Origin of the sequence: Bacillus sp. GbtcB14 (assembly GCF_019091205.1) — a bacterium.
GTDB lineage: Bacteria > Bacillota > Bacilli > Bacillales > Bacillaceae_G > Bacillus_A > Bacillus_A cereus_AG.
Genome location: NZ_JAGXJT010000008.1, coordinates 36,128 through 62,520, shown reverse-complemented (window position 1 = coordinate 62,520; position 26,393 = coordinate 36,128). Strand labels below are relative to the sequence as shown.

Here is a 26,393-nt window from a genome sequence, read left to right as displayed (position 1 = left end):
TCCTTCCCAAATTCCAAAACCATTCAGGTTAATTATACTTATGAAAAACAGATGTTTTTATGAACATATTGAATTTTAAGAAAAAAGTCAATTGTTTATTTTTAAATACGATCGACAACTTATTTCCACTCACTTCACAACGATAGAACATTCCTTATTTTCTGTTTTTTATTGACGCTCATATCAATTTTTAGTTATTATAATTTAATAACGTCTATTTTGCGACAATTCTAAAAATACAAACATACATAATGAGGAGGCAGTTTATGAAAAAAGAAATACCTTTTGGCGTAGCAATGATCCCTGTTATCGTTACAGTTGCAGTTATGATGGTTACAATTGTTGTATTAAAACAAAGCCCTCACGTCCCACTTATTATCGGTACTACCGTTGCTTCTATCGTCGCTTGGCGTTACGGTTACAAATGGCACGATATTGAAGAAGCAATGTATAAAGGAATTCGCCTCGCATTACCCGCTATCGTTATCATTATTCTAGTAGGTTTAACGATCGGTGCTTGGATTGGCGGCGGAATCGTCGCAACAATGATTTATTACGGTTTAAATCTTTTAACTCCATCACTATTTTTAGTTTCAATTACAATTATTTGTTCTATTGTTGCATTAGCTATCGGTAGCTCTTGGTCTACAATGGGAACAATTGGTGTTGCAGGAATGGGAATTGGCCTAAGTATGGGAATCCCAGCTCCAATGGTTGCCGGTGCTATCATTTCCGGTTCTTATTTCGGCGATAAAATGTCACCGCTTTCAGACACAACAAACTTAGCCGCAGGATTAACAAATACAGATTTATTCACACATATTCGTCACATGTTATTTACTACAATTCCAGGTTTAATTATTACTCTTATCGTTTATGCATTCTTAGGAAGAAGCTTCGGAGCTAACAATATTGATGCAAAAAGCATCGATCAAACGTTACAAGTATTGCAACAAAACTTTGTTATCTCACCTTTCCTATTAATCATACCTGTAGTCGTTATGGTATTGGTCGCTAAAAAGGTTCCTGCTATACCAGCTATTCTCGTAGGTATTATTTTAGGATTCTTATCACAAGTCTTTATTCAAGGCGGTTCTGTTTCCGCATCTGTCGGTGCACTCCAAAATGGATTTGTCATAGACACTGGCAACAAGCTAGTAGACGAACTCTTTAACCGCGGTGGCTTAGATTCGATGATGAATACAGTTTCTATGACAATTGTCGCTATGACTTTCGGAGGAGTACTAGAACATACTGGTATTCTTCGCTCAATTGTAAATCAAATTTTAAAATTAGCGACATCAGCAAAAGGACTTATCGCTTCTACTATCGCATCTTGCTTTGCAACCAACCTTACTTGCTCTGAACAATATATTTCAATTGTTGTTCCTTCAAGAATGTACGCAAATGCATACACAGAAAAAGGGCTACATTCTAAAAATTTATCCAGAGCATTAGAAGATGGCGGAACATTAACTTCTGTGTTCGTCCCTTGGAATACATGTGGTGTATTTATACTCGCAACACTTGGAGTTGGCGCATTCGAATATGCTCCTTATGCTATATTAAATTTCATCGTACCTATTATTTCAATCCTTTACGGCATAACTGGTCTCACAATTACGAAACTATCAGACATTGAAAAAGCAGAACTACTAAAAAAACAAAAAGCTCAATTAGAAGCTTAAAGATAACGGTAAATTCAGTTCATATATTGCGCGAGGGCGCCCTTGTTGATAGGGCATTTCCTCGCCGCAAATATGAGCATACCCATAATCAACTAGTTTCTTTAATAACCTTTCTGTTGATCGGCGAGTCACTTGTAAGTATTCAGAAAGATCTGCTGCTGTAAACTTCAATGACGGATGTGATTGACTAAATTGAATAATTTTTGATAAATTTGCTGGACTAAGTTTCGTTTCCTTCGCTATTTTCATTAGTTCTGGGTTGTCATTCTTCAAACTTTGTACTCTCTGTTCTTTCGGGAACGGACCAAATAGTTCTTTATCACTTGTTAGTATATAAAAGCAGTGGTCTATTGGATTATTCTTCGCGAAACTTTGAGCGATTTTAGCATTTTGCTCCGCTTCTTTCACAGTTTTTCCGTAACCAAATCCAATAGCTATCGTTCCTTCTATACTCGCAAATAAATTATTTATCATATTTGTTTTTATAATCGATTCAATATCACCACGAGTCGTATACAAAATGAACGTCATTTCATCAACTTTTTTAAATGAACCACGCAGTTCTTTTGAAATGAAATCTAATTGCTCAAGCAAACCTTCTCGTAATTCTAAAGAAGTAATCATGCAAGCACCAACAGTAGCTGAATGGCTTTTTGCTAACTCAGCTTTTATTTTTGCATCTTGTAAACCATGTATAATCGATTGCTTCGGATCTATCATACGCTCTGAAGGAATACCTATTTTTTGAAGTTCATCATAGACAGCATGGATACTAGTTAAAGCTAAATGAGCCTCTCCAGATTGATATTTAGCTATGTGAAAATCCATAACTCTATTTATTTCATCTTTACTCCACAGCATATTTTTATAATCTAACACTTGTGGACTTTCTTTTATACCGATATCATGGAACACATTTGTAATGAATGAGCGGTCTACTAAATCAATTGAAATTTTATGTGGTTGAATACCTTGGTGATACATGACAGAAAGAATGGAAGATGCGACAGTTGTCTCGTCTTGCTGTAAGTACGTACTTGGAATTCGTAATTGTTCTCTTATTTCTTTTGCCATATAATAAGGTAAAGCACCTGAGAAAAAGATGAAATCACAAGGCTTTAAACGCTTTAATAGTTCAGAAGATTCCGCCGGATGAAGGTAAATATATGGATCAATCTCTATTTCTTCTAGTTTATGAGCGACAGGTAAAAGTGTCTCCATAAACTCTTTTGAACCGACAACTGCAATTTTTATCATCATTTCTCTAACTCCTTATCATTAATTAACGACTATTTAACGTCAACTATATCAAATGTACAAAACTATTGTAAACAGGAAGGGGTCTCTACCTAATGAAAATTACAGCTATTCATCTTTACGCAATTCGTTTACCGCTTCGCGATCCGTTTGTTATTAGTTATGGTTCTTATTCTGATATGCCTTCTATTATCGTCAAAATGGAAACAGATGAAGGTATTATCGGTTATGGTGAGGGCGTTGCTGATGATCACGTTACAGGCGAATCATGGGAAAGTACTTTCCATACTTTAAAACATACACTTGCTCCTGCGTTCATCGGGCAAAACCCAATGCATATCGAGAAAATACACGATATGATGGACAATATAATTTACGGTGTGCCTACTGCGAAGGCCGCGATTGATATTGCTTGTTTTGATATAATGGGCAAAAAATTACATCAACCTGTATATCAATTAATTGGCGGGCGCTACCATGAAGAATTTCCTGTCACTCACGTCTTAAGTATTGCTAATCCAGAATACATGGCAGAAGAAGCTGCCTCTATGATTCAGAAAGGTTACCAATCTTTCAAAATGAAAGTCGGTACAAATGTAAAAGAGGATGTAAAACGTATTGAAGCTGTACGTAAACGTGTAGGAAATGATATCGCGATTCGCGTTGATGTAAACCAAGGGTGGAAAAATAGTGCAAACACATTAACAGCACTTCGTTCATTAGGACATTTAAACATCGACTGGATTGAACAGCCTGTTGTCGCAGACGATATTGACGCAATGGCTCATATTCGTTCTAAAACAGATCTTCCACTTATGATTGATGAAGGATTAAAGGGCTCTCGTGAAATGCGTCAAATTATTAAACTAGACGCAGCTGATAAAGTAAATATAAAACTAATGAAATGCGGTGGCATATATCCAGCTGTAAAACTCGCTCATCAAGCTGAAATGGCAGGCATTGAATGCCAAGTTGGATCCATGGTCGAATCATCTGTTGCCTCTTCCGCAGGATTCCATGTCGCTTTCTCAAAAAAAATCATTACTAGCGTCGAGCTAACAGGGCCATTAAAATTCACAAAAGACATCGGAAACCTACATTACGACGTACCATTTATTCGCCTAAACGAAAAACCGGGATTAGGCATTGAAATAAATGAAGATACATTACAAGAACTAACCGTCTTTCAAGACATTGTACGCTAAAGGAGGACTAACGCATGAAAGTTCTATACAAAGGATCATTAAAACAAAATAACGATCCATTTCACGTTACATTACTATCACTAGAGGACATCGAACAAATTTTATCACTACAAAACGTCGTAGTTGAAGCGCTAGAAGATAAAAGTCGCTTACAACCACTCTCGTTAGAAGAATTTCAGTACATTCTAGAAGGAAACGGCATGATGATCGGAGCATTTATCGAAAACGAACTCATCGCATTTCGCGCTCTACTCGTCCCTCCTATCGACGATGAACATTTAGGACTTGATATTGGTTTGCCCGAAAGCGAACTACATCGCGTCATCTATCAAGAAATTTCAAATGTTCATCCGAACAGCCGAGGAAATGGGATGCAAAAAATATTAGCTACAGTTATTATGAACGAATTACAAAAAGAAGATAGCAAATACGATTACGTTTGCTGCACCGTTGCACCTTTTAACATTCCGAGTTTGAAGGATAAGTTCGCGCAAGGGATGAAGATTGCTGCGCTGAAAGAGAAGTATGGTGGTAGTATGCGATATGTGTTTGTGAAGGAATTGCGTGGGGACAAGGTAAGAGATTGGACGGAGATTGAGAACGTTCTGATGAGCGATGCTGGTGGACAGCAGGCGTTACTTTCGGAAGGGTATCGTGGGTATGAGATGGAGAAAATAGACGGAGATTTTGTTGTGAAATTTGGACGATAATTGCTACGTAAGAAAAAGGAGATGTCTGCTGTGACATCTCCTTTTTCTTCATTGAACATATCGATTGCAACTCCAAATATATCAGCGATTTTTGAGATATATCGACTTACCGATAAACATTTACAATAATCGCAACCTATATAAAGTGCATTATTAAACCGTCATCTTCCAACTAGATAACGCTAACCAGTTCTCCATTTCCTTATAATCAGGCATTATCTTCCCGACAAGACGCCAAAAAGAGCGATCATGATTTAAATGAACCATATGGCACATTTCATGAACAACTACATAATCAATTACTCGCTGTGGTGCCATCGCTAGCTTCCAATTGAATGTTAGTTGTAAATTTGAATCACAAGTGCCCCATGTGCGGCTACTATCTGTAATACGAATAGAACGAGGTTTTGTTTTGAAGTTACTTTGATGTGCTTTAATACTCTTCTCTACTAATGACTTACACTGCTTATAGTAAAATCGTTTTAAAGCTTGTTGGATTTTCTCATCCTTAAGCTCTTTCACATAAATATGTAGCTTATCTCCTTCAAACACTGCACTGTCTTGCATAATACTTGCATCTTGAGAAATCTGTATCGGATACATACTTCCTAAATACAGAAAGCCCTCTCCTTGATCATAATCCTTTTCCTGCGGTCCAAGCGCTCGCTCTTGCATTTCCTTACGTGTTTTCTGAATCCAATCCCACTTCTCCTCTAGCAACTGGACTAAGTATTCAACAGGTGTTCCCTTTGGAGCCTGCACTTCCACATTTCCGTACGAATCTACAAAAAGACGCACCGACTTTTTCTTTTTATAAGTTATATGAAAATGAATTGTCTCACCTAAATATGTATGTACCATTTCATCACCTAACGTATTATTTTACAAATAAAAAAGAATAGGACATGAACGCCCTACTCTATCTATTATATCATTTACCGCCTTAACGGACTTATTATCCTCTATACTTTACACCTAATCCTTTAATGAAATTCCTTGCGTATCTATCGCCGCACTCTTTGTAATTTTTATGGCCTTTTTTTCTTAATAGGGCGCCTAGTTCTCCCTTTGTTACCGTAACACCTACGCTATCTAATATATCAAGTACATCCTCACTCGTTAAAGATAGTGCAATTTTCATTTTCTTTAGAAGAAGGTTATTCGCACTCTCTTTGCTTTGTACAGGTGCCGGTTGTCCTGGCTTCGGATCTTGCTTCCCTCTTTTTAAAGTGATAAATCCATTGAGAAATGCCTCTAACATCATCATATCGCATGTTAGTACGTACTCATCTTCGATTACATCATCATTTTCAGCTTCATGCTGAGGCGCTCTCTTTATTTTTGTAAGCATATCAACTACGTCTTCTTTCGTTACTTCCATACCACCAAGTTTAAAGATTTCTACCATATCTATATCTCTTATATCTAAAGCATATCTTACTCTTTTTAATATATCGTTATTGCTCATTGCCATTGTTTTTCCTCCTGAAATGTTGATTATAGTAATGCTTTTAGCATGTATAAATGAATGTCGTTAAGTTACTACTTTAACATTTTAGGGGGAGGTTTTGTAGTCTTAGGTGGATTAATGCTAGTTAGGATTAAATCTAGGAAGAGATTCGAATGCTTTTTAGTTCCCTTTTTTCTATAAAATATATCTTAATTTTTTTATAACAATACACAGATATTAATTAGTATAATAGAGTAACAACATTTTAAGGGCCTTCAGTTGAGTGGAGGATATCCAGCCTATATTTTCGGCGGAAGGGTAAGTGATTTGTAAACCCTTTCTATGTTATGGATAAAAAAGCATACTTTATTTTTAAGATCGGAGTTTGTTGTACATGTTAAAAAAAGGTTTAGACCGAGTGAAAAAAGTAGAATTAATGGACAAACATCTTGATTCTCACCAAGGAAAAATAACCAGTACCGAGATTTGTAACATTGTAATGTCCATTTTCAAATTTGATTTAACAACTAAACCTGTCCTATCCAAAGAATGGATCATGGCAGGAGCGGTTTCCTCAACTGAGAACATTGCTAAAATGGCTATAGATTCTACCCTCGCGCATTACGGAGGAACGGTCACAGGAATAGAGATTCGCCAACTTATCAATCAAATTTTTGGTATTAACTTAGATGCGATATCCTCTTTAGAGGGAGCGAGAATTTCTTTATTTTCTAAAGACCAGTGGGTTGTTCGGGATGAACAAGACTTATTTGTTGTTCATACTGGATTAGGAGATGTTGATGTGAAAATTTTCACCACTGACTATTTTACTGAACAAACTGGATTAGAAGAGTTGCCAAAGACCCTACAGCAATCATTAACAAACTTTGGGTTCTCTTGCGATGAAAACGCCGGATGTTACTATTACTCAAATCCATCTGGAGAAGCAATTCCGGATGCCTTTAAAGGGCAGATCATCGGAACGATCCTTAAGGAAATTCACGATTCATATCCATCTTTATAAAAAAAATCATATAGGGAATCCCTATATGATTTTTTTATTCGGTGAATAAAATAAACTTATTTTCCAAAAGACGATAAAAATTTAACTCTATCTCCCATAGGAGGAGTATTATTATCGACTAAAGCTACCTCTAGAACTGCTGGTCCATTTGAATTCATCAAGCCGTTTATAACATCTTGATTGATATCTTCTAATTCAGTGACTCTGTAACTTGGTATATTCATAGCCGCGGCCATTGCGCTAATATGAATGGATTCCTGTTCGAAGGATGGATGAGTCCTACGGAACTGTAACGAATGCCCGTGATATACCATTCCTAAACGGGCATTATTCATCACAACAAATAAAATAGGTAAATTATATTCCTTCGCCGTCAATATTTCCAACCCGTGCATGAAGAAGCAACCATCACCAGTAATACATACAACCGGACGCTCCGGTTCAGCCAGTTTTGAACCAATCGCAGAACCAATTCCGCTTCCCATTGCGCCAAAATGTACATTAATATTATAGGAATCAAAATCTATGACCTTCATGTGGTGGATAACATACGCCATAAATTCACCAATATCAATGGTATATCTAGTAGTTGACGGTAAACATTTTTGAAGGTTCAGGAGAACATTTTTCGTATTATATTCCTCTGTATTCTCTTCCTCTTTCTTCTTTTCAACGGTAAGTTCAGAGCTATCCTTTTGCAACCCTAAAGTCTTTAATTCTTCTATTAACATTAATAAACTTAAATTTATATCGCCTAGTACTGGAATATCCACTTTGTACTTCCGATTAAAGACAGATTGGTCAAAATCCATTTGAACAGAGAAGCGATCTTTTATTAAGTTTCCATTATAATTATTTGTCGCAGTTTCTCCTAAGCTGGAGCCTACAACCAATAATGCTTTTCCATCACCCTCATTAATCAATGCAGAGGCAGCCTCATGACCGGCAAATCCAAACACTCCGACTAAAAGCGGATGTTCCTCAGGGATATATCCCTTTGCTTGTGGAGTTGTTATAATCGGCCAATTCAGCAGTTCTGCCAGCTCTATTAATGACTCAACAGAATTTCTTATTCCCTGTCCTGCAAAAATATAACCTTTATCCCTTTTTACCAGTTCTCTAGCTGTTTCTTTTATTGTGCCTAGGTCAGGAACAGTAGGAAGTCTTTTAGGAAGTGGTGGCATTTCAACACTTTCTATATTTTCATGTTGAATATCAATCGGTATCGCAACATGTACAGGTCCTGGTACTCCTGATATAGCAATTTCAATAGCTAGTGCGACTTCTTTAAGTACATCCTTTACATCATTAACCGTAACGCTATATTTTGTAACAGACCTAAAGACTGGTTCTACATCTAATTCTTGTGATGCATTCAAGCCTACCGTATTCATGGGTACAGCACCTGTAATGAATAAAACGGGTAAATGCTCTCGCATGGCATTGGCAGCACCTGTGACAAGATTTGTGGCACCTGGTCCGCTACAACCAATACATACACTTAGCTGGTTTGTGTATTTCGCATAAGCGGCGGCCATGTAGGATGCGGCACCTTCATGCTTTGCTACAATTGGTGTTAATTCAGGCATATCATACAACTCATCGAAAAACGCATTTACAGAACCGGCTGGAATACCAAATATATGTTGAACTTCATTAGCTATTAAATATTCTAATACATTTCGAGCTGCTCTCATGTTTATTCCCCATTCATTTAAAAGTGATTTCTCTATTAAAAAGCTTTTCCATGTCTTCAGCCGTTATAGGACGACTGAAGAAATACCCTTGCATTAAATAACAATTTCGTGCAGATAAAAAGGCTACCTGTTCCTTTGTCTCAACACCTTCAGCAATAACGTCAAGATTCAAATTCTTAGCCAGCGTAATAATAGTATTCGTAATGGCTGCATCATCTTTTGTCATGTCTTGCACAAAGGATTTATCAATTTTTAATGTTGAAATAGGCAATTTTTTTAAATAACCTAAAGATGAATAACCAGTGCCAAAATCATCAATAGCGAGATTTATTCCTAGACCTTTTAATTTCTTCATTGTTTTTAAAGTTGATTCTGTATTTTTAACAATTAAATTTTCAGTGAGTTCTAGTTGTATATACCTCGGAGATAACTCTACTTTCTCTAAAACATTTTTAACGACAGCAAATAAATCACTTTGTTCAAATTGACGTGCAGATAAATTCACGGACATACTAATTAATGGGAAACCTTGATCGTGCCATTTCTTTAATTGCTTGCAGGCCTCTTCCAGAACCCATTCACCTATCGGGACTATTAATCCCGTTTCTTCAGCTATTGGGATAAACTTATCAGGCGATATCATCCCATGTTCTCGATGGTTCCACCTAATTAAAGCCTCTACTCCCTCAATCTCATTCGTTTTACCATTTATTTGCGGTTGGTAATAGATTTCAAGTTCTTCTTGTTCCAAAGCCTTATACAAATCATTTTCTAGCTTGATGCTTTCAAAGGTTCTAGTATCCATTCCTTCACTGAAGAAATGATAACTGCTTCCTGATATTTCTTTAGATTTGTACATAGCTGTGTCTGCATTTTTAATTAAGATTTCAGTCGTATCACCGTTATCAGGAAATATACTAATACCAATACTCGTTTTCATATACATTTCATTGTCTACTAAATTAAATGGTTTTGAAAAAGAATCAATGACACGATTTACTACCTTTAACACTTCTTTTTCACTTTTGATATTGGGTAAATAAATAGTAAATTCATCCCCGCCCTGTCTCGATACCGTAGCACTTTTTGGGACACAGGCACTTAATCGGTTTGCAACTTCTCGTAGTAATAGATCACCGAAGCTATGTCCGAGCGTATCATTAACAAATTTAAACCTGTCTAAATCTAAATACAGAACTGCTAATTTTTCAGCATGCAATTGAGCATATGTCAGCCCTTGGGTTAGCCTGTCCTTTAATAGAACTCTGTTAGGTAAATCTGTTAAACTATCAAAATAAGCATGATATTTTATTTCTTCTTCCATCTGTTTCCTTTGGGTTACATCTTTAAAGGTAATAACTTCTCCGACAATCTCGGTCCCTTCTTTTATAGAGGAAATAACATACTCCACCGGAAAGCAGGATTGATCTTTTCTAAAAAATTGCTCGGTTTTATCGTACATATTCCAATTCTCATCGCAACCTGAGGCCACCTGCTTTTTCTTTCCTGTTTCAATTCCGTTGAAAACCATACTGGATGGTTTTCCTATTAGTTCATTTTCCATATCATAACCTAACATGGAGGCACCAGCCGGGTTACAAAAGGTTATATTCCCTTCAAGGTCTAAACCAAAAATCCCTTCCCCGGCAGAATTGAGAATCAATTCTTTCTCACGGCTAAGTTGCTGCAATTCTGTTATTACTCGTTCCAGTTCCTTATTTTTCACGGTAATTTCTGAGGTTCTCTCTTCGATAATGACTTCCTGTTTTTCCATATATAGAAGATTCGATAGCGTGGAGGTAGTTGCATCGACAATAGATTGTGACAGCTGTATTTGTGCTTCAGAATAATTGAAATTACTATCACCTAGATTGACTACAGATATTTGCCCTAATACCTCTCCCATTGAAACCAGTGGTAGCATCAAAAGTCCCTTCATGTCAAAATTACGACAAACATCATGGTTTGGCCGCGAATCTGCATAAACATCTGGAATCCAGATTGGTTTTTTTGTTTTAATAACCTCTTGCGTTACCCTATCATTGCTTTGATCAAATTGTATCTTATCGTGTGTCTTCATCCAATCTTCTTCTGTCCACTCGGAATCTTTACTTAATTTTACTGGTCTAATTCTTTTCTCAGCTAAAGGCTCTAGTAAATGAACCCCGATATTATAATTACCTAAAACCTTTCCCAAATATGAAAAACAAGTGTCAAGACTCTCTTGCATGGAGGAACACATAGATAGATCCCGTGTCACATCAAGCAAAAGCTGTTTTTCAGCAATAAGGTTTACCTTATGAGTTAAATTGTTCGCATTTTGAATGGCAACGGCCGCCATATTCACATATGCCTCAACTGTTTGAATTTCTGACTCTGTTAAATTCATGGGAATTCCATAATCAAATAAAAAAACTAGACCAAATAACTCTTCTTCAAAAGAGATAGGAAGTACGAATAAAGATTTAATTCGAAACCCTTCCACCGCTCTCGGATCAGGCCTACTATCCTTTGATGTATCCGGTATATAGATAGCTTTTTTTGTTTCAATTACTTCTTTCGCCAGCAAATCAATATCTGTATCAATGACATGCATATCCAGTGTCCATCCATTAATAACTTCTGGTTTTCCTACATATCCCCTAAACGTCCCATCTTCCTGTGGTAAATAAATACCAACAGAATCGCATTGAACGATTTCTTCAGAAATTGCTATTGTGACTTGCTCTAAAACTTCACGTAAATCTAGCTTTGTATTAATCATTTTAGTTATATTCGCAAGTCGAGAATACCTCGTTTGTTCCTTCAACATAAAAACGAACTCCATTTCATTGAAAATATCTATTTGTATTCAAACTTAAATTCTTATTTAAGACCAATCAATACTATCAGTTTACTATTCAATCATTACCAATTCGACAAAATATTTCATATTTCTCACTATTATAATGTTTTTTATAGATTTAATATAGGAATTATTTGCATAATCACTTAATATTTTTATTACTCAGTTGCGAGATACATACGTTGTCATTACTAAATGGAATACAAATTTTCCCATCCACTAAAATTCGTTTACTTATGATATAACTCAGCTTACTTAAAATGAAGCAAATAACACTCTATTTAGGTAAAAATGTACAACATTACTTATTACTTTTTTAATATATTAAAACAAAAAACAGATGGGAATTCCTACTCATCTGAGTCAAGATTCCCATCTGTCTATTCAAACTATCCCTACATGCCAGCCACAAACTCCACATACACGGAAATACAAAAGTGCTGGTTGGTTCAATACATTTATAAAACTGTTTTCTTTCTATCGTTATCTACAACAGAAGTCAAAACTAAATAAACAGAATCCATTTCCCTCTACTTCAGAGAGTTACACCGTTTCACTACTTTCTACCGCATTTACACTCGCCTCAAACTTATCAAGTAATGCGCGTACTTCATCAGTTGATTTTGTGCTCATCAATTGATTTCTTAGTTCAGCAGCTCCAGGGAAGCCCTTTACATAAATTTTGAAGAAGCGATGAAGTCCTGTGATTGAGCGTGGCAGTACTTCTGCATATTGATCTTGAAGATCAAGTTGTAGTCTTAAAAGATCTAAATGTTCTTTACTGCTATGCTCTCTTGGCTCTTTTTCGAAAGCAAACGGATTTTTAAAGATACCTCGTCCGATCATAACACCGTCAATACCGTATTTTTCAGCAAGTTCCAGTCCAATTTTACGGTCAGGAATGTCGCCGTTAATTGTTATTAGTGTATTTGGTGCGATACGGTCACGTAATTTTTTAATTTCCGGAATTAGTTCCCAATGCGCATCCACTTGGCTCATTTCTTCTCTTGTACGTAAGTGAATAGAAAGGTTTGCGATATCTTGTTTGAAAATATGCGTTAACCAATCTTCCCATTCGCTTAACTCTTTAAAGCCAAGTCGTGTTTTTACACTGACAGGTAATCCGCCAGCTTTTGCTGCTTGAATAAGTTCTGCCGCAACTTCTGGACGTAGAATAAGGCCACTACCTTTTCCTCTTGATGCTACGTTCGGTACAGGGCAACCCATATTAATATCGATGCCTTTAAATCCTAACTCTGCCATGCCAATACTCATTTGGCGGAAGTATTCAGGATTATCTCCCCAAATATGCGCCACGATCGGTTGTTCATCTTCTGTAAAAATTAAACGACCACGTACACTTTTCATACCCTCTGGATGACAATAGCTATCCGAATTTGTGAACTCTGTGAAGAATACGTCTGGGCGACCAGCTTCACTTACTACATGACGGAAAACAACGTCTGTCACATCTTCCATTGGTGCAAGTACAAAAAATGGTCGTGGTAAATCACGCCAAAAATTATCTATCATTTCAAATTCAAATCCTCTCAATATGAATGCAATTTCAAACTCTCAATTTATAATTTGTGAAAATCAGCAATATTTATTTTAACTAAAATCGCTTATGAATGGTATTTTTATAAATCAAAAAGCAGATGGTATAGACTTTTTCTATATCAACTGCTTTCCTATTATACCAACTTAAGCCAAGCCACACACTCCACATGCGTCGTATGCGGGAACATATCAACAGGTTGTACTTCCTGCGTTTTATATCCGCCTTCTTCTAGTACTTTTAAGTCACGTGCTAATGTTGCTGGGTTACATGATACGTATACGACGCGCTTTGGTTTCATGTCGATGATTGTGTTTAGTAGTGCATCATCACAACCTTTACGCGGTGGATCTACGACCATTGTATCGGCGATTATGCCTTCTTTGTACCATTTTGGAATAACTACTTCTGCTTCTCCTACGCCAAACTCAGCGTTTGTCATGTTGTTTAGTGCTGCGTTTCTGTTTGCGTCTTCGATTGCTTCTGGAACGATTTCAACGCCGTACACTTTTTTCGCTTTTTGCGCTAGGAATAAGGAGATTGATCCAATTCCACAATAAGCATCAATTACTGTTTCGTTGCCATCTAACTTTGCGTACTCTAACGTTTTATCGTATAACACTTTCGTTTGCTCTGGGTTTACTTGATAGAATGAACGTGCTGAAATTGCAAATTTAATGTCACCGATAAAGTCATAAATGTATTCTGATCCGTACAGTACTGTCGTTGTGTCTCCGAAGATTACGTTTGTACGTTTCGTATTTACGTTTTGAACAATTGATTTTACTTCTGGGAATTTCGCAGCAATTTCTTCAATGATTGCTTTCTTGTTTGGTAATTCTGCTGTACGAGTAATGAAGACAAGCATAATTTCCCCTGTTACTTGTCCGTAACGAGCCATTACGTGGCGAAGTGTTCCTTTATTACGCTCTTCGTTGTATGCCGAAATACCGTGTTTTTCACAAATACGTTTTACTTCCTGGATTAATGTATCGTTTTCTTCTGCCTGAATTAAACATGATTCCATATTAATGATGTCATGTGTTCCTTGACGATAGAAACCAGCGACAAGTCCACCTTCACGTTCTCCAATTGGTACTTGTGCTTTGTTGCGGTATACCCATGGGTTTTTCATGCCAAGTACAGGGTGCACAGGAACATCGCTTAATCCACCAATACGCTGCATAACGTCACGTACTTGTTTTTCTTTCGCTTGTAATTGTCCTTCATATGTTAAATGCTGAAGCTGACAACCGCCGCACTGATTGTACACTGGGCATTCTGCATCTTTACGATATGGGCTCTCTGTATGAAGCTTCATTAAACGACCGAATGCGAAGTTTTTCTTCACTTTAATAATTTTAATTTGTGCTTCTTCACCTGGTAATCCGTTTTTAACGAAAATAGGATAGCCCTTTACTTTCGCAACACCGGCACCATCATGTGTTAAATCTTCAAATACTACATCTATAAAATCATTTTTTTCAACTGGTGGCGTCATTTTTGTACTCATTTTCCGACCTCTCTTTTTCATAACACTGCGTTACATTTTATCATACTTATATGGTCTATTTCTATCGGAAGAAAAAAAGCTATTGACGATAGTTCTCTGTTAATGTTACGCTACTACTAATTTAATACGGACGATGTTACCTCATATATATTCGATAATATGGATCGAGAGTTTCTACCCGGCAACCTTAAATTGCTGGACTATGGGGAAAACTAATGAATATTAGCCTATGTGCAAAAAAGGACTCATATTGATTAGCTTTCTCTCATAGATGAAAGTGAATCCATATGGGTCTTTTTTTATTTTTATTTCTCTAAAAGGTCAGACATCTTACGTATGACATAAAACCTCTTTGTTTTATTTTTAGTAATATAACGAGCGTTTTATGTACAAACTTTATACGAACTTCTGAAAGGGGCAACTACATGCAATACGTAATGAGCATTATCGGCATTCTTGTCGTTTTAGGTTTATGTTTTGCTTTGTCAAACAACAAAAGTAAAATCAACTTCCGTGCAATTGCTATTATGATTGGTTTTCAAATTTTAATCGGTTGGTTTATGTTTGGCACAAAGATTGGTCAACAAATCATTGTTTTCATTGGTAAAGTTTTCAACAAACTAATTAAACTTGGTACGACAGGTGTCGATTTTCTCTTTAATGGAATTCAAAGAGATTTTGTCTTTTTCTTAAATGTATTATTAATTATCGTATTTTTCTCAGCACTACTTTCAATCTTTAGTTATTTAGGTGTTTTACCATTCATCGTTCGCATTGTCGGCGGTGCCATTTCAAAAATTACTGGTTTACCACGCGTCGAATCATTCCACGCAGTAAACTCTGTATTCTTCGGTTCAAGCGAAGCGTTAATCGTTATTAAAAATGATTTACAACATTTCAATAAAAACCGTATGTTTATCATTTGTTGTTCTGCGATGAGCTCAGTTTCTGCTTCTGTTACAGCATCATACGTAATGATGCTAGATGCAAAATACGTACTTGCAGCTCTTCCGCTAAACTTATTCTCAAGCTTAATCGTTTGTTCGTTATTAACACCAGTTGATACGAAAAAAGAAGACGAAGTAATTCAAAAATTTGATAGAACTCTATTCGGAGACAGCTTTATCGGTGCAATGATTAACGGTGCGCTTGATGGTTTAAAAGTAGCTGGTATCGTTGCGGCGTTAATGATCGCCTTCATCGGTGTGATGGAAGTTGTAAACTACGTAATTAGCGCTGCTTCAGGTGCAATGGGACATGCTATTACTTTACAACAAATCTTCGGTTATATACTTGCCCCATTCGCATTCTTAATGGGTATCCCAACTCATGATATTATCCCAGCTGGTGGTATTATGGGTACGAAGATTGTCTTAAATGAATTCGTAGCAATCCTTGATTTAAAGGGCGCTGCTGCAACATTAGATCCACGTACAGTTGGAATCGTTACTGTATTCTTAATTAGCTTCGCAAGTATTAGCCAAATTGGTGCGATTGTTGGTACAATCCGTGCCCTTTCTGAAAAACAAGGAAGCGTCGTATCAAAATTTGGTTGGAAAATGCTATTTGCATCAACACTTGCTTCTATTTTATCTGCAACAATCGCTGGATTGTTTATTTAATAAAAAACTCCACCTTACTTCTCCTTTTTCAAAAGGAAATTTAGGTGGAGTTTTTTTACTTTCTTCTATATGTATTTTTATGTAAACCTCACCAGAAAAATATAAGCTATCTTTTCCTAATTATCCCAAAAATGTATTCCCCTATATATTCTATAGTGATATGATGGACAAGGGTATAATTCAAATCTTTAAAATCAAAAATTTGAGTTAGTGTCACTTATACGAATGATAATTAAAACACAATAGAAGGATGATAGAATGAAAAAATATACATATATCGCTTTACTTTCTTCTGCTATTCTCGTAGGTTGTAACACTAGTAGCACTAGTGATAAACAAATAAAAGAAGCAACGGCGAAACAAACAGTTGAACCAAAAAAAGCGGAAGCAGTTGAACTTCCTTTAACACAAGGAACTATTACATGGGATCCGTATGAATATAACGCACAAAACACCACGCTTTATACAAAGGATTTAAGAGATTCATTTACACAAGTACGTTACAATATTTGGCGTACTGCTGATGGTCCTGAAAGCAAACAAACTTTTACTTCACAAGAAAAAGAACGTGACTTCGCCCTCCCACTACATTTAAAATCATTTCATTTAAAACGTGGCGAATTCCAAATTGAAACAGTAGGAATCAAAGAAGATCATACTGAAACAAATCTAGTAACATCTAAAATTACATTCCAGCAAAGTGTACCCGTATTAATGTACCATGCAATTGAAAAATACCCTGGACCAAGTGATGGGGATTATGGCTTATACGTACCACCTGAGCAATTCGAAAAACATATGCAGTATTTAAAAGATAACGGTTATACGATGCTCACATTTGAACGTTGGAATGATATAAATCGTGTAAATAAACCTGTTTTTGTAACGATGGATGATGGTCGAAAAAATAATATGAACGCCCTTCATATTTTACAAAAATTAAAGGATGATAGATTTCAACCTACGGCTACTGAATTTCTTACTGCAAATGAGATAGACAAACCAAATCGTCTATCAACAGATGAGATAAAGCAAATGATGGATTCAGGCATTTTTTCTATTCAATCGCATACTGCTAATCATACGATGATGGCTTATTCAAGTAATTATGACGAGGAATTACGTAGTTCGAAAGAAAAAATTGAAGCCCTTACTGGTAAAAAGGTCATCGCCCTCGCCTATCCAGTAGGTTCTTATAATGACCTAGCTGTTCAAGAAACAAAAAAACATTATGAGTTCGCAGTAACTACCGATCACGGTAATCACATTACAAAAGGGATGCCAAACGAACAATACTTAATTAAACGCCATTTTGTAGGGCCTAATACATCAATGGAAAAATTCATATCTCTTATAAAGTAAACCTTACTAAAAGATGGTAGAAATAGCTCTATTAAAAACCTATCTCATTACTAAAATGATATGATGAACAAGGGTATGTCCCCACCTCTCTTACAGTGGTGGGGATTTTAAATATAAGCATGCAACATAATACACAATAGAAGGTGATTTTATGAGAAAATACGCAGCAATCGCTTTATGTACGTCTGCCATTTTAGCTGGCTGTAACAGTAGCAATGTAAGTCCTGAACCTAAAAAAGAGAAAAAGGTTCAAGAGACTAAGAAACAAGAAGTGACCGTACAAGAACAAGGTAAAATTTCTTATACTCCAATTACGCACGAATCTACAAATACTACTATTCATATGACAGATGTAAAGGATACTTTAACTGAGGTACAATATAAAATTTGGCGCACAGCTGACGGAAAGGACCACACTAAATCTTTTTCTTCTAAAGAAAAGGAGAAACAGTTTACACTTCCTTTTGATATAAAAGAATTTGAAGGAAAACGTGGTGAGTTTCAAATCGAAGCAATAGGAATGAAAGAAGATGGGAAAACCATTCCACTCACAAAATCTGCAATTACTTTCGAGCAAAAGGTTCCCATTCTTATGTACCATGCAATCGATGATTATCATGGACAAGGCATTAAAGATTTATTCGTATCCCCCGCCAACTTTGAAGGCCAAATGAAATATTTAAAGGACAATGGCTATACATTACTAACTTTTGAACGTTGGAGCGATATTAATAAAGTGAATAAACCTATCTTTGTTACATTTGATGACGGTATGAAAAATAATATGAATGCATTTCATATTCTGCAAAAACTAAAAGACGATACGTTTAAGCCAACGGCAACAGAATATATGATTGTTAATAATGTTGATGCTGAAGGATCTCTTTCTACATCTGACATAAAAGAAATGGTTGATTCCGGCATTTTCTCCATGCAATCTCATACTGCAACACATGCAGACTTACCAAAGATTACAAACTATGAAGAAGAATTAAAGGGATCGAAAGAAAAACTAGAAAAAATAACAGGTAAACCTGTTATCGCAGTTGCTTACCCATTCGGTCATGTAGATGATAAAGTCGTTGCAGAAACGAAGAAATATTATCAATTTGCGACGACAACAAAATCCGGAAAGTTCATCACAAAAAGTGAACCCGATGAATTATTAAAAATGAAACGTGTTCGCATACACAATACGACGACCGTAGAGCAATTTGCTTCTTCGATAAAATAACGATGAGAGCTCAATATATTTTGAGCTCTCTTTTTACGCTTTATTTATATATATTTTTTGAATTTTCTTGTATTATATATAGTAAGAAATCTTTCAAATTAAAGGAGATTATACATATGTCATTTGAACAAACGTTAGAGAAATATGCTGCCCTTGCAGTCAATGTTGGTGTTAATATTCAACCAGGACAAACATTATCAATTAGTGCACCTCTTGAAGCTGTACAATTTGTACGCCTCGTTACAGAAAAAGCATATAAATCTGGTGCAAAACACGTATATGTGGATTGGAATGATGAGACGTTAACACGCTTAAAGTTCGATCTAGCTCCTGAAGAAGCATTCGCTGAGTTCCCATCTTGGAAAGCACACGCTCGTGAAGAATTAGCAAAAGAAGGTGCTGCATTTATGTCTATTTATGCAGAAAATCCTGATTTATTAAAAGGTGTAGAATCAACGCGTATCGCAACAGCTCATAAAGTAGCTGGTGAAGCAATGAAAGTATACCGTGATTACGTACAAGCTGATAAAGTAAGCTGGTGTGTCATTTCTGTTCCTACGAAAGAATGGGCTGCAAAGGTATTCCCTGACGTTGCACCAGAAGAACAAGAAGCAAAACTATGGGATGCCATCTTTAAAGCGACTCGTGCTGATTTAGAAAATCCTGTGGAAGCATGGAAAGAACACGATGAAACGTTACATACAAAAGTTGATTACTTAAACGAAAAGCATTATAAAGCTCTTCACTATACAGGTCCTGGAACAGATTTAACAATCGAACTTCCAGAAAAGCATGTATGGGCTGGTGCTGGTAGCTTAAATGAAAAGAACGTACCATTTATGGCGAACATTCCAACTGAAGAAGTATTTACAATGCCACTTAAAACAGGTGTAAACGGCCAAGTATCTAGCACAAAACCGTTAGCATTTGCAGGTAACATTATCGATAACTTCACGTTAACATTTGAGAACGGACGTATCGTAGATTATAAAGCTGAAACTGGTGAAGAGGCTTTAAAACATTTAGTAGAAACAGATGAAGGTTCTCACTTCTTAGGAGAAGTAGCTTTAGTACCTCACGATTCACCGATTTCAAACACAAATGTTTTATTCTACAATACGCTGTTTGATGAAAACGCATCTTGCCACCTTGCAATCGGAAGTGCTTATGCATTCAACTTAGTTGGTGGAAAAACAATGTCTAAAGAAGAACTTGCTGAAAATGGGGCAAACACTAGTATTACACACAACGACTTCATGATTGGATCAGCTGAGCTTGATATCGATGGTATTACAGCTGATGGAAGGCATGAACCAATCTTCCGTAAAGGTAACTGGGCATTTTAATATAAAAGGAGGCTATCCTCAGGGATAGCCTCCTTTTATATTGTCATTTTTGTCGGTAAATCGATATATTTCAAAAATCGCTGATATAAATTGAGTTACGGTCGATATATCAAAAAAATCGCTGATATAATTCATTTACCAACGTACCGTCCCTAAGCAATGTCATAAAACGAAACTACTACTTATGATGCCGATGAAACCTTAAGTCCAATTACTCCTAAAACAATAAAGAGAATACAAAATGCTTGGAATAAGCTAATGTGCTCTTTAAAGAAATACACGCTAATGATTGTAATAAGTAATGTTCCAACGCCAGACCAAATGGCATAAGCAATACTTAAATGAATTTTTTTGACAACGATGGCGAACACGCTGAAACAAATTCCATAAAATACGAAAATCAGTACACTTGGAACGAGCTTTGTTAAACCGTTTGATAATTTCATCGCAATTGTTCCAGCTACTTCAAAAATAATTGTTACGAGTAATAATAGCCAATATACCATACTAGAATCTCCTTCTCTGTTACCTTATAGAGATTCTAGTATACTACTTATAGTCCTAATGAAATATATTTAATTTCTAAATATTCCTCGATACCGAAATGGCCTCCTTCACGGCCAATGCCACTCTCTTTAAAGCCACCGAACGGTGCTTGTGCAACTGATGGAAGTCCATCATTTAAACCGATAATACCATACTCTAGTGCTTCACTAATTTGGAACGCTTGACTAATATCTTTCGTGAAAATATACGCAGCCAAGCCGTATGGTGTATTATTTGCTCTTTCGATTACTTCTTCCACTGTTTTAAATTTCGCAACTGGTGCAACTGGACCAAATGTTTCTTCATTCATACAAAGCATCGTATCATTCGCCAATCCAATTACAGTTGGTTGCATAAAGTGTCCGTCTAGCTCGGCAACCTTTTGGCCACCATATAAAACTGTCCCCCCCTTTTGAATAGCATCTTCGATATGTCCTTGTACTTTCGAAACTGCATTCTCGTCAATAAGTGGTCCTACAGTCGTTCCGTCACCGAAACCGTCTCCTACTTTTAATTGCCCTACTGCCTTTTGGAACTTCTCTACAAACACTTCATACACTTCTTCCTGAACAAATACTCGGTTTGTACATATACACGTTTGTCCTGCGTTACGGAATTTCGAACCAATTACCGCTTCTACCGCTTTATCTAAATCCGCATCATTCATAACAATAAACGGCGCATGACCACCTAACTCAAGTGAAACCTTTTTCATCGTTTGTGCAGCACTAGCCATTAACTCTTTCCCAATTTCCGTTGATCCTGTAAAAGAAACTTTTCGAACACGTCCATCTTCCATCCACGTATCAGCAATTGCTTTCGCACTACCTGTTACAATATTTATTACGCCTTTTGGAATGTCTGCTTCATGGGCTAATTCAGCTAATTTCAGCGCAGTTAACGGCGTTTGACTTGCAGGTTTTACAACTGCTGTACATCCTGCTGCGAGCGCCGGGGCTACCTTTCTTGTAATCATAGCCGCCGGGAAGTTCCAAGGTGTAATAGCTGCCATAACTCCAACTGGTTGTTTCATAACTAAAATACGTTTATTCGGATGAGAAGCAGGAATCATTTCACCATATACGCGTTTTCCTTCTTCTGCATACCATTCAACAAAGCTATTTGCATAATTCACTTCACCAAGTGCTTCTGCAAACGGCTTTCCTTGTTCTTTCGTCATGATCGCTGCAATCTCTTCTTTATTTTCATCGATAAGCGTGAACCATTTCTTTAACTTCACTGCACGGTCTGCTGCTGTTAACTTAGACCATGATTTAAAAGCTTCATGGGCCGCATCAACAGCTTGCTTTGCCTCTGTTACTCCGCCCTTTGGTACCGTCGCAAATATTTCCTTCGTTGCTGGATTATTTACTTCGATTTGTTCTTGCAATGTAATCCACTCACCATTTATATACATCGCCTTTTTCTCTACATTTACAAACGTCGCTTTTTTATCCAATGTTTTCTTCCTCCTCTATAAGTTTCTTTATTTTCCTAGTGGCAGCAGATTGACTTATTTTTAAAAACTCCGCTACTTTATAACTCGATCCATATGTTTTATATGCTTTTAAAATAATATTCCGTTCTACTTCTTCTAACATTTTATAGAGACTTTGGCCGGACTGTTCAACCGTTGATTCTTGCATCGCTATTGGCAAATCTTCTATCGTAACGATATCATCAACAGTTATAACAATTCGCTCTATCACATTTTCAATTTCTCTATTATTTCCTTCCCACGGGTAACCAACAAACATTTGCAATGTGCTAGGCGCTAATTTTACATTCCGACCATATTTCTCGTTAAAGTGCTGTAAATAATGATAAATAAGTGGCAAAATGTCTTCTGTTCTTTCCCGAAGTGGCGGAATCAAAATTGGAATGACATTCAGACGATAATATAAATCTTTCCGGAATGTTCCTTGTTTCACCATCATACTTAAATCTCGATTTGTTGCCGCTACAATTCTAACGTCCACCTTTTTTAATTCCCTTCCGCCTATAGGGCGAAACGTTTTTTCTTGCAACACTTGCAAAAGCTTCGCTTGAATTTCAAGCGGCATTTCGCCAATTTCATCTAAGAAAAGAGTTCCTTTATGCGCGGATTCTAATAATCCCTTTTTCCCTTCACGATTCGCACCTGTAAAAGATCCACCTGAGTATCCAAAAAGCTCTGATTCAATTAAATTCGTTGGCAATGCCGCACAGTTAATTTCATAGAAACTTTCATTCTTCCGGTTACTCACTTCATGTAAATGACGTACTAATCGACTCTTCCCTACTCCTGTCTCGCCTAAAACGAGAACTGTACTATCTACCATGGATACTTTCTTGATTGTCTCGACTATTTTTTGCATAGCGATACTTTTAAAAATAAGTCCTTCATGCTCATACGTTTCTCTTAATTCTTTTTTATATGTTTTTAACTGATTATCCATTTCCTCTACCTTTTGACGTAATTGGTAGAGTTCTGTAAGATCACGAGAATAACTAATTACTCTTCTTAAATTTCCCTCATCGTCAAAAACAGGCCTTGTACGAACGTGTAAATACTCTCCTGATTTTGTCGTTTGAACGAGTTCAATCGGTCTCCTTTTTTCAATTACTTCTAACGTTGCCGATGGATAAAAGATACCATCCTTCTGTAATTCTTTTACATGCTTACCTACTAACTCTTTAGCAGCTAATTGATAGTGCCTTTCACATGTACTATTTACACGCACAACGATTCCCTTTTCGTCAGTTACAAAAATTTCGTCAAACGCATATTCAAATACATCTTGTAAATCCATTAACATTCGTTCCTTTTCTGCAACCATCCTAGCCACCCCTAACTTCCAATCCATCGATTCACTTCACTACCTTTATTATAAAGTGAATTTTCTGCATTTTATATAGAGTCAGCTAGAATGTTTGCGATTTATTATTTAGCTTTTAAACATGTGCAGTATTTGCTTTCTCATAGCAGACTTGCAATGATTCTTCAATTATTGTTAATCCTTCTTCAAGTTGCTCATCTGTAATAACTAATGGCATTAACACACGAATAACATTACCGTATGTCCCTGCTGATAGTAGAAGTAATCCGCGTTTGTTTGCTTCTGCACACAAGTTAGCTGTTAACGTTTTATCAGGTGCTTTCGTCTTACGATCTTGAACGAGCTCGAATGCGCACATTGCCCCTAAACCACGCACATCACCGATGCAATTATATTTATTTTTCATCTCTTCGAATCGGTTCATTACGACTTTTCCTAATTCTATCGCTCTATCATTTAAATTCTCTTTCTCTATTACATCAAGTACTGCCAATGCTGCTGCACATCCTAGCGGGCTTCCTGCGTACGTTCCACCAAGCTCTCCCGGTGCAGACTCATTCATAATTTCCTTGCGCCCAATAACACCACTAATCGGTACACCAGCGCCTAATGATTTAGATACCGTAATTAAATCTGGAACGACATCATAATGATCAATGGCAAAATATTTTCCTGTACGACTAAATCCTGTTTGAATTTCATCTGCTACAAATAGGATGCCGTGTTCTGAACAAATATTGCGTACTTCTTGCACAAACTTCTTACTTGGAACGATAAATCCGCCTTCCCCTTGAACAGGTTCCATTACAACGGCTGCAATTGTTTCTGGCGCTACTTCTGATATGAAGAAATTCTTAAACTCTTCAATCATAAAGTCATCGTACTGCTCTTCCGTTAATCCTTCTGGGCGGCGATATTCGTACGGGAATGGTGCTTTATAGACTTCAGGCGCAAATGGGCCAAATCCAAATTTATATGGTTTTACTTTACTTGTCATCGTCATTGTCATTAATGTACGCCCGTGGAATCCTTTAGAAAACGCGATAATACCGGGTCTTTTTGTATATTTACGAGCGATTTTCACAGCGTTCTCAACTGCTTCTGCACCACTATTTAAAAATAGTACTTGCTTATCAAAACTTCCCGGCGCTAATGCCGCAAGTTTTTCTGCTAATTCAATATATGGCTCATACATCATGACATTAAATCCAGTATGAATGTATTGATCTACTTGTTTATGGAGCGCCTCTTTAACAGCTGGATGACAATGCCCTACGTTAATTGTTCCGATTGCTCCCGCGAAATCAATGTACTGATTGCCATCAACATCTGTTACAAGAGCACCATTTGCAGATTGTACAAACGTTGGGATGCCGTTACTTACTCCTTTTGGTACTATATTTTGGCGGCGTTCTAATAAAGACGCTGCTTTCGGTCCAGGAATTTGTTCATTTACTTTAGCAAATTTTTTTGTGTTCATTACGTACCCCATCCTTTTCTTTACATTGTTTTCTCTTTACATTGCAAAACGTATGCCAACATTCTTTTCCAGCATTCATCCTAGATGCCTTCTATTTCAGCATAAAAAATAAGTCTATAAAGACTCATTAAGAGTCCCTATAGACTTATTTTTCTTACACATTAGACTTTCCTTGTTCCCAAATAAACTCACCTGAATGAGAAATAAAATCCCCAACAGATTGTACTACTAAATCCGCAAGTGGTTCTAAAGTTTGACGATCCCCTGTACCAGATAGTACTCCAATTGCATAGCAATCGCCGCCATTTTTCGCTAAATGTAAATCAGTTGGAGTATCTCCAACGACCGCTACTTCACACGCCTCTAAATGAAACCTTTCACAAAATGATTCTACAATTCTTTTATCTGGTTTTTGTGCCGGAAACGTATCTGAAGCTACAACATAATCAAAATAAGACTCTAATTGATACTGTTTTAAAAATAATTCTGTCGGTGCGAAATCATCAGCTGTAACAACACCTAAAATAAATCCTCTATCCTTTAAGCTTTGTAAAATTCTTGGTAAATCCGCCGTCATTCTCATATAGGAACGGTGCTCGTACATAAGGGAAAATAATTTTTCACTTACCCACTCATGCATCTCTTCTTCCTTAGATGACGTAATATACTTACAAAGCCCTTTTGCAACATCAAGGCTTGTTCCTGCTGCTATTGCGCTACGAGGGTTCACAAATACCCCATCTACACCGATCTCTTTTAATAAAGTAGGCTGCATTGACTTTGGAAGTTGATATAAATTTATACATTCTGCCACCAGTTCTTCAGCTACTTTTATCCAAATTGAGTGAAAATCCATTAACGTCCCGTCTTTATCAAATAGTATTGCTTTTACCTTCTCCATAGCACCCTACCTCTCGTTTCTTATCTCCTCCAGTGTATCAATAAAGTATGGATATAACATAAACGAATTGTAAAAATACCATGAAAATCAAACTAACTTCCAATTTACAATTCCTCTATATAATAAAAAGGATGCC

20 protein-coding genes and 1 riboswitch are annotated in these 26,393 nt (G+C 36.6%); of the genes, 8 read left to right on the top strand and 12 right to left on the bottom strand.

All coding sequences use genetic code 11. The features are described from left to right. The first annotated feature begins 266 nt into the window (after positions 1–266). Positions 267–1,688 (top strand): Na+/H+ antiporter NhaC, encoded by a 1,422-nt coding sequence (nhaC, locus tag KVT31_RS21740; protein ID WP_088094949.1) that lies wholly within the window; start codon positions 267–269, stop codon positions 1,686–1,688. Here nhaC and KVT31_RS21735 read toward each other — a convergent pair. After that, entirely contained in the window at positions 1,677–2,948 is a 1,272-nt protein-coding gene (locus tag KVT31_RS21735) for a transcriptional regulator (protein WP_088094948.1), read from the bottom strand. The two genes, nhaC and KVT31_RS21735, sit on opposite strands and share 12 nt — an antisense overlap. A gap of 92 nt (positions 2,949–3,040) precedes the next feature. Between KVT31_RS21735 and KVT31_RS21730 the strand changes: the two genes are divergently transcribed. Further along, on the top strand, positions 3,041–4,150 hold the full coding sequence (locus KVT31_RS21730; protein WP_088094947.1) for a mandelate racemase/muconate lactonizing enzyme family protein: 1,110 nt from the start codon (positions 3,041–3,043) through the stop codon (positions 4,148–4,150). 14 nt (positions 4,151–4,164) lie between these two features. Beyond that, positions 4,165–4,860 carry an N-acetyltransferase gene (locus KVT31_RS21725; RefSeq protein ID WP_088094946.1) on the top strand — a complete coding sequence of 232 codons (696 nt, stop codon included), beginning with the start codon at positions 4,165–4,167 and terminating at the stop codon, positions 4,858–4,860. A 153-nt stretch (positions 4,861–5,013) separates the two neighbouring features. Here the strand turns inward: KVT31_RS21725 and KVT31_RS21720 are convergent, their stop codons facing one another. Beyond that, positions 5,014–5,721 (bottom strand): M48 family metallopeptidase, encoded by a 708-nt coding sequence (locus KVT31_RS21720; protein WP_088094945.1) that lies wholly within the window; start codon positions 5,719–5,721, stop codon positions 5,014–5,016. Between the two features lie 94 nt (positions 5,722–5,815). Continuing rightward, entirely contained in the window at positions 5,816–6,334 is a 519-nt protein-coding gene (locus KVT31_RS21715) for a YehS family protein (RefSeq protein WP_016089521.1), read from the bottom strand. A 370-nt stretch (positions 6,335–6,704) separates the two neighbouring features. Here KVT31_RS21715 and KVT31_RS21710 point away from each other — a divergent pair, with 370 nt between their 5' ends. Beyond that, complete coding sequence (locus tag KVT31_RS21710) at positions 6,705–7,334, top strand: hypothetical protein (RefSeq protein ID WP_088094944.1); 630 nt, start codon at positions 6,705–6,707, stop codon at positions 7,332–7,334. 56 nt (positions 7,335–7,390) lie between these two features. On the opposite strand, the gene KVT31_RS21705 is transcribed toward KVT31_RS21710, so the two are convergent. From KVT31_RS21705 to rlmD, 4 genes are all read right to left on the bottom strand, one after another. Then, the gene (locus tag KVT31_RS21705; protein ID WP_088094943.1) at positions 7,391–9,031 is read right to left on the bottom strand and encodes a thiamine pyrophosphate-binding protein; all 1,641 of its coding nucleotides are present in this window, start codon (positions 9,029–9,031) and stop codon (positions 7,391–7,393) included. A gap of 13 nt (positions 9,032–9,044) precedes the next feature. Beyond that, a complete protein-coding gene (locus KVT31_RS21700) occupies positions 9,045–11,843 on the bottom strand; it encodes an EAL domain-containing protein (protein ID WP_088094942.1) in 2,799 nt (932 codons plus the stop codon). Positions 11,844–12,419: 576 nt separating this feature from the next. Beyond that, a complete protein-coding gene (locus KVT31_RS21695; protein ID WP_088094941.1) occupies positions 12,420–13,409 on the bottom strand; it encodes a tRNA dihydrouridine synthase in 990 nt (329 codons plus the stop codon). Between the two features lie 161 nt (positions 13,410–13,570). Next, positions 13,571–14,947 (bottom strand): 23S rRNA (uracil(1939)-C(5))-methyltransferase RlmD, encoded by a 1,377-nt coding sequence (rlmD, locus tag KVT31_RS21690; protein WP_016133496.1) that lies wholly within the window; start codon positions 14,945–14,947, stop codon positions 13,571–13,573. 121 nt (positions 14,948–15,068) lie between these two features. Then, positions 15,069–15,170, top strand: a riboswitch (purine riboswitch). Between the two features lie 202 nt (positions 15,171–15,372). Here rlmD and KVT31_RS21685 point away from each other — a divergent pair. The 4 genes from KVT31_RS21685 (at position 15,373) to KVT31_RS21670 (ending at position 20,511) form a co-directional block, all read left to right on the top strand. Next, positions 15,373–16,569, top strand: a complete 1,197-nt coding sequence (locus tag KVT31_RS21685) for a NupC/NupG family nucleoside CNT transporter (protein WP_088094940.1) — start codon at positions 15,373–15,375, stop codon at positions 16,567–16,569. A 258-nt stretch (positions 16,570–16,827) separates the two neighbouring features. Then, a complete protein-coding gene (locus KVT31_RS21680; RefSeq protein WP_088094939.1) occupies positions 16,828–17,931 on the top strand; it encodes a polysaccharide deacetylase family protein in 1,104 nt (367 codons plus the stop codon). Positions 17,932–18,082: 151 nt separating this feature from the next. Then, a complete protein-coding gene (locus KVT31_RS21675; protein WP_088094938.1) occupies positions 18,083–19,165 on the top strand; it encodes a polysaccharide deacetylase family protein in 1,083 nt (360 codons plus the stop codon). 116 nt (positions 19,166–19,281) lie between these two features. After that, on the top strand, positions 19,282–20,511 hold the full coding sequence (locus tag KVT31_RS21670) for an aminopeptidase (protein WP_088094937.1): 1,230 nt from the start codon (positions 19,282–19,284) through the stop codon (positions 20,509–20,511). 182 nt (positions 20,512–20,693) lie between these two features. Here the strand turns inward: KVT31_RS21670 and KVT31_RS21665 are convergent, their stop codons facing one another. From KVT31_RS21665 to KVT31_RS21645, 5 genes are all read right to left on the bottom strand, one after another. Further along, complete coding sequence (locus KVT31_RS21665) at positions 20,694–21,017, bottom strand: DMT family transporter (protein WP_000263262.1); 324 nt, start codon at positions 21,015–21,017, stop codon at positions 20,694–20,696. A 47-nt stretch (positions 21,018–21,064) separates the two neighbouring features. Next, positions 21,065–22,516 carry an NADP-dependent succinate-semialdehyde dehydrogenase gene (gene gabD / locus KVT31_RS21660; protein ID WP_088094936.1) on the bottom strand — a complete coding sequence of 484 codons (1,452 nt, stop codon included), beginning with the start codon at positions 22,514–22,516 and terminating at the stop codon, positions 21,065–21,067. Then, positions 22,509–23,876, bottom strand: coding sequence for a sigma-54 interaction domain-containing protein (locus KVT31_RS21655; protein WP_088094935.1), 1,368 nt, complete (start codon positions 23,874–23,876; stop codon positions 22,509–22,511). Before KVT31_RS21655 ends, gabD begins: the two co-directional genes overlap by 8 nt. Positions 23,877–23,991: 115 nt before the next feature. Continuing rightward, on the bottom strand, positions 23,992–25,356 hold the full coding sequence (gene gabT, locus KVT31_RS21650) for a 4-aminobutyrate--2-oxoglutarate transaminase (protein WP_073518078.1): 1,365 nt from the start codon (positions 25,354–25,356) through the stop codon (positions 23,992–23,994). A 154-nt stretch (positions 25,357–25,510) separates the two neighbouring features. Beyond that, positions 25,511–26,257 carry an HAD family hydrolase gene (locus tag KVT31_RS21645; protein ID WP_088094934.1) on the bottom strand — a complete coding sequence of 249 codons (747 nt, stop codon included), beginning with the start codon at positions 26,255–26,257 and terminating at the stop codon, positions 25,511–25,513. Positions 26,258–26,393: the final 136 nt, after the last annotated feature.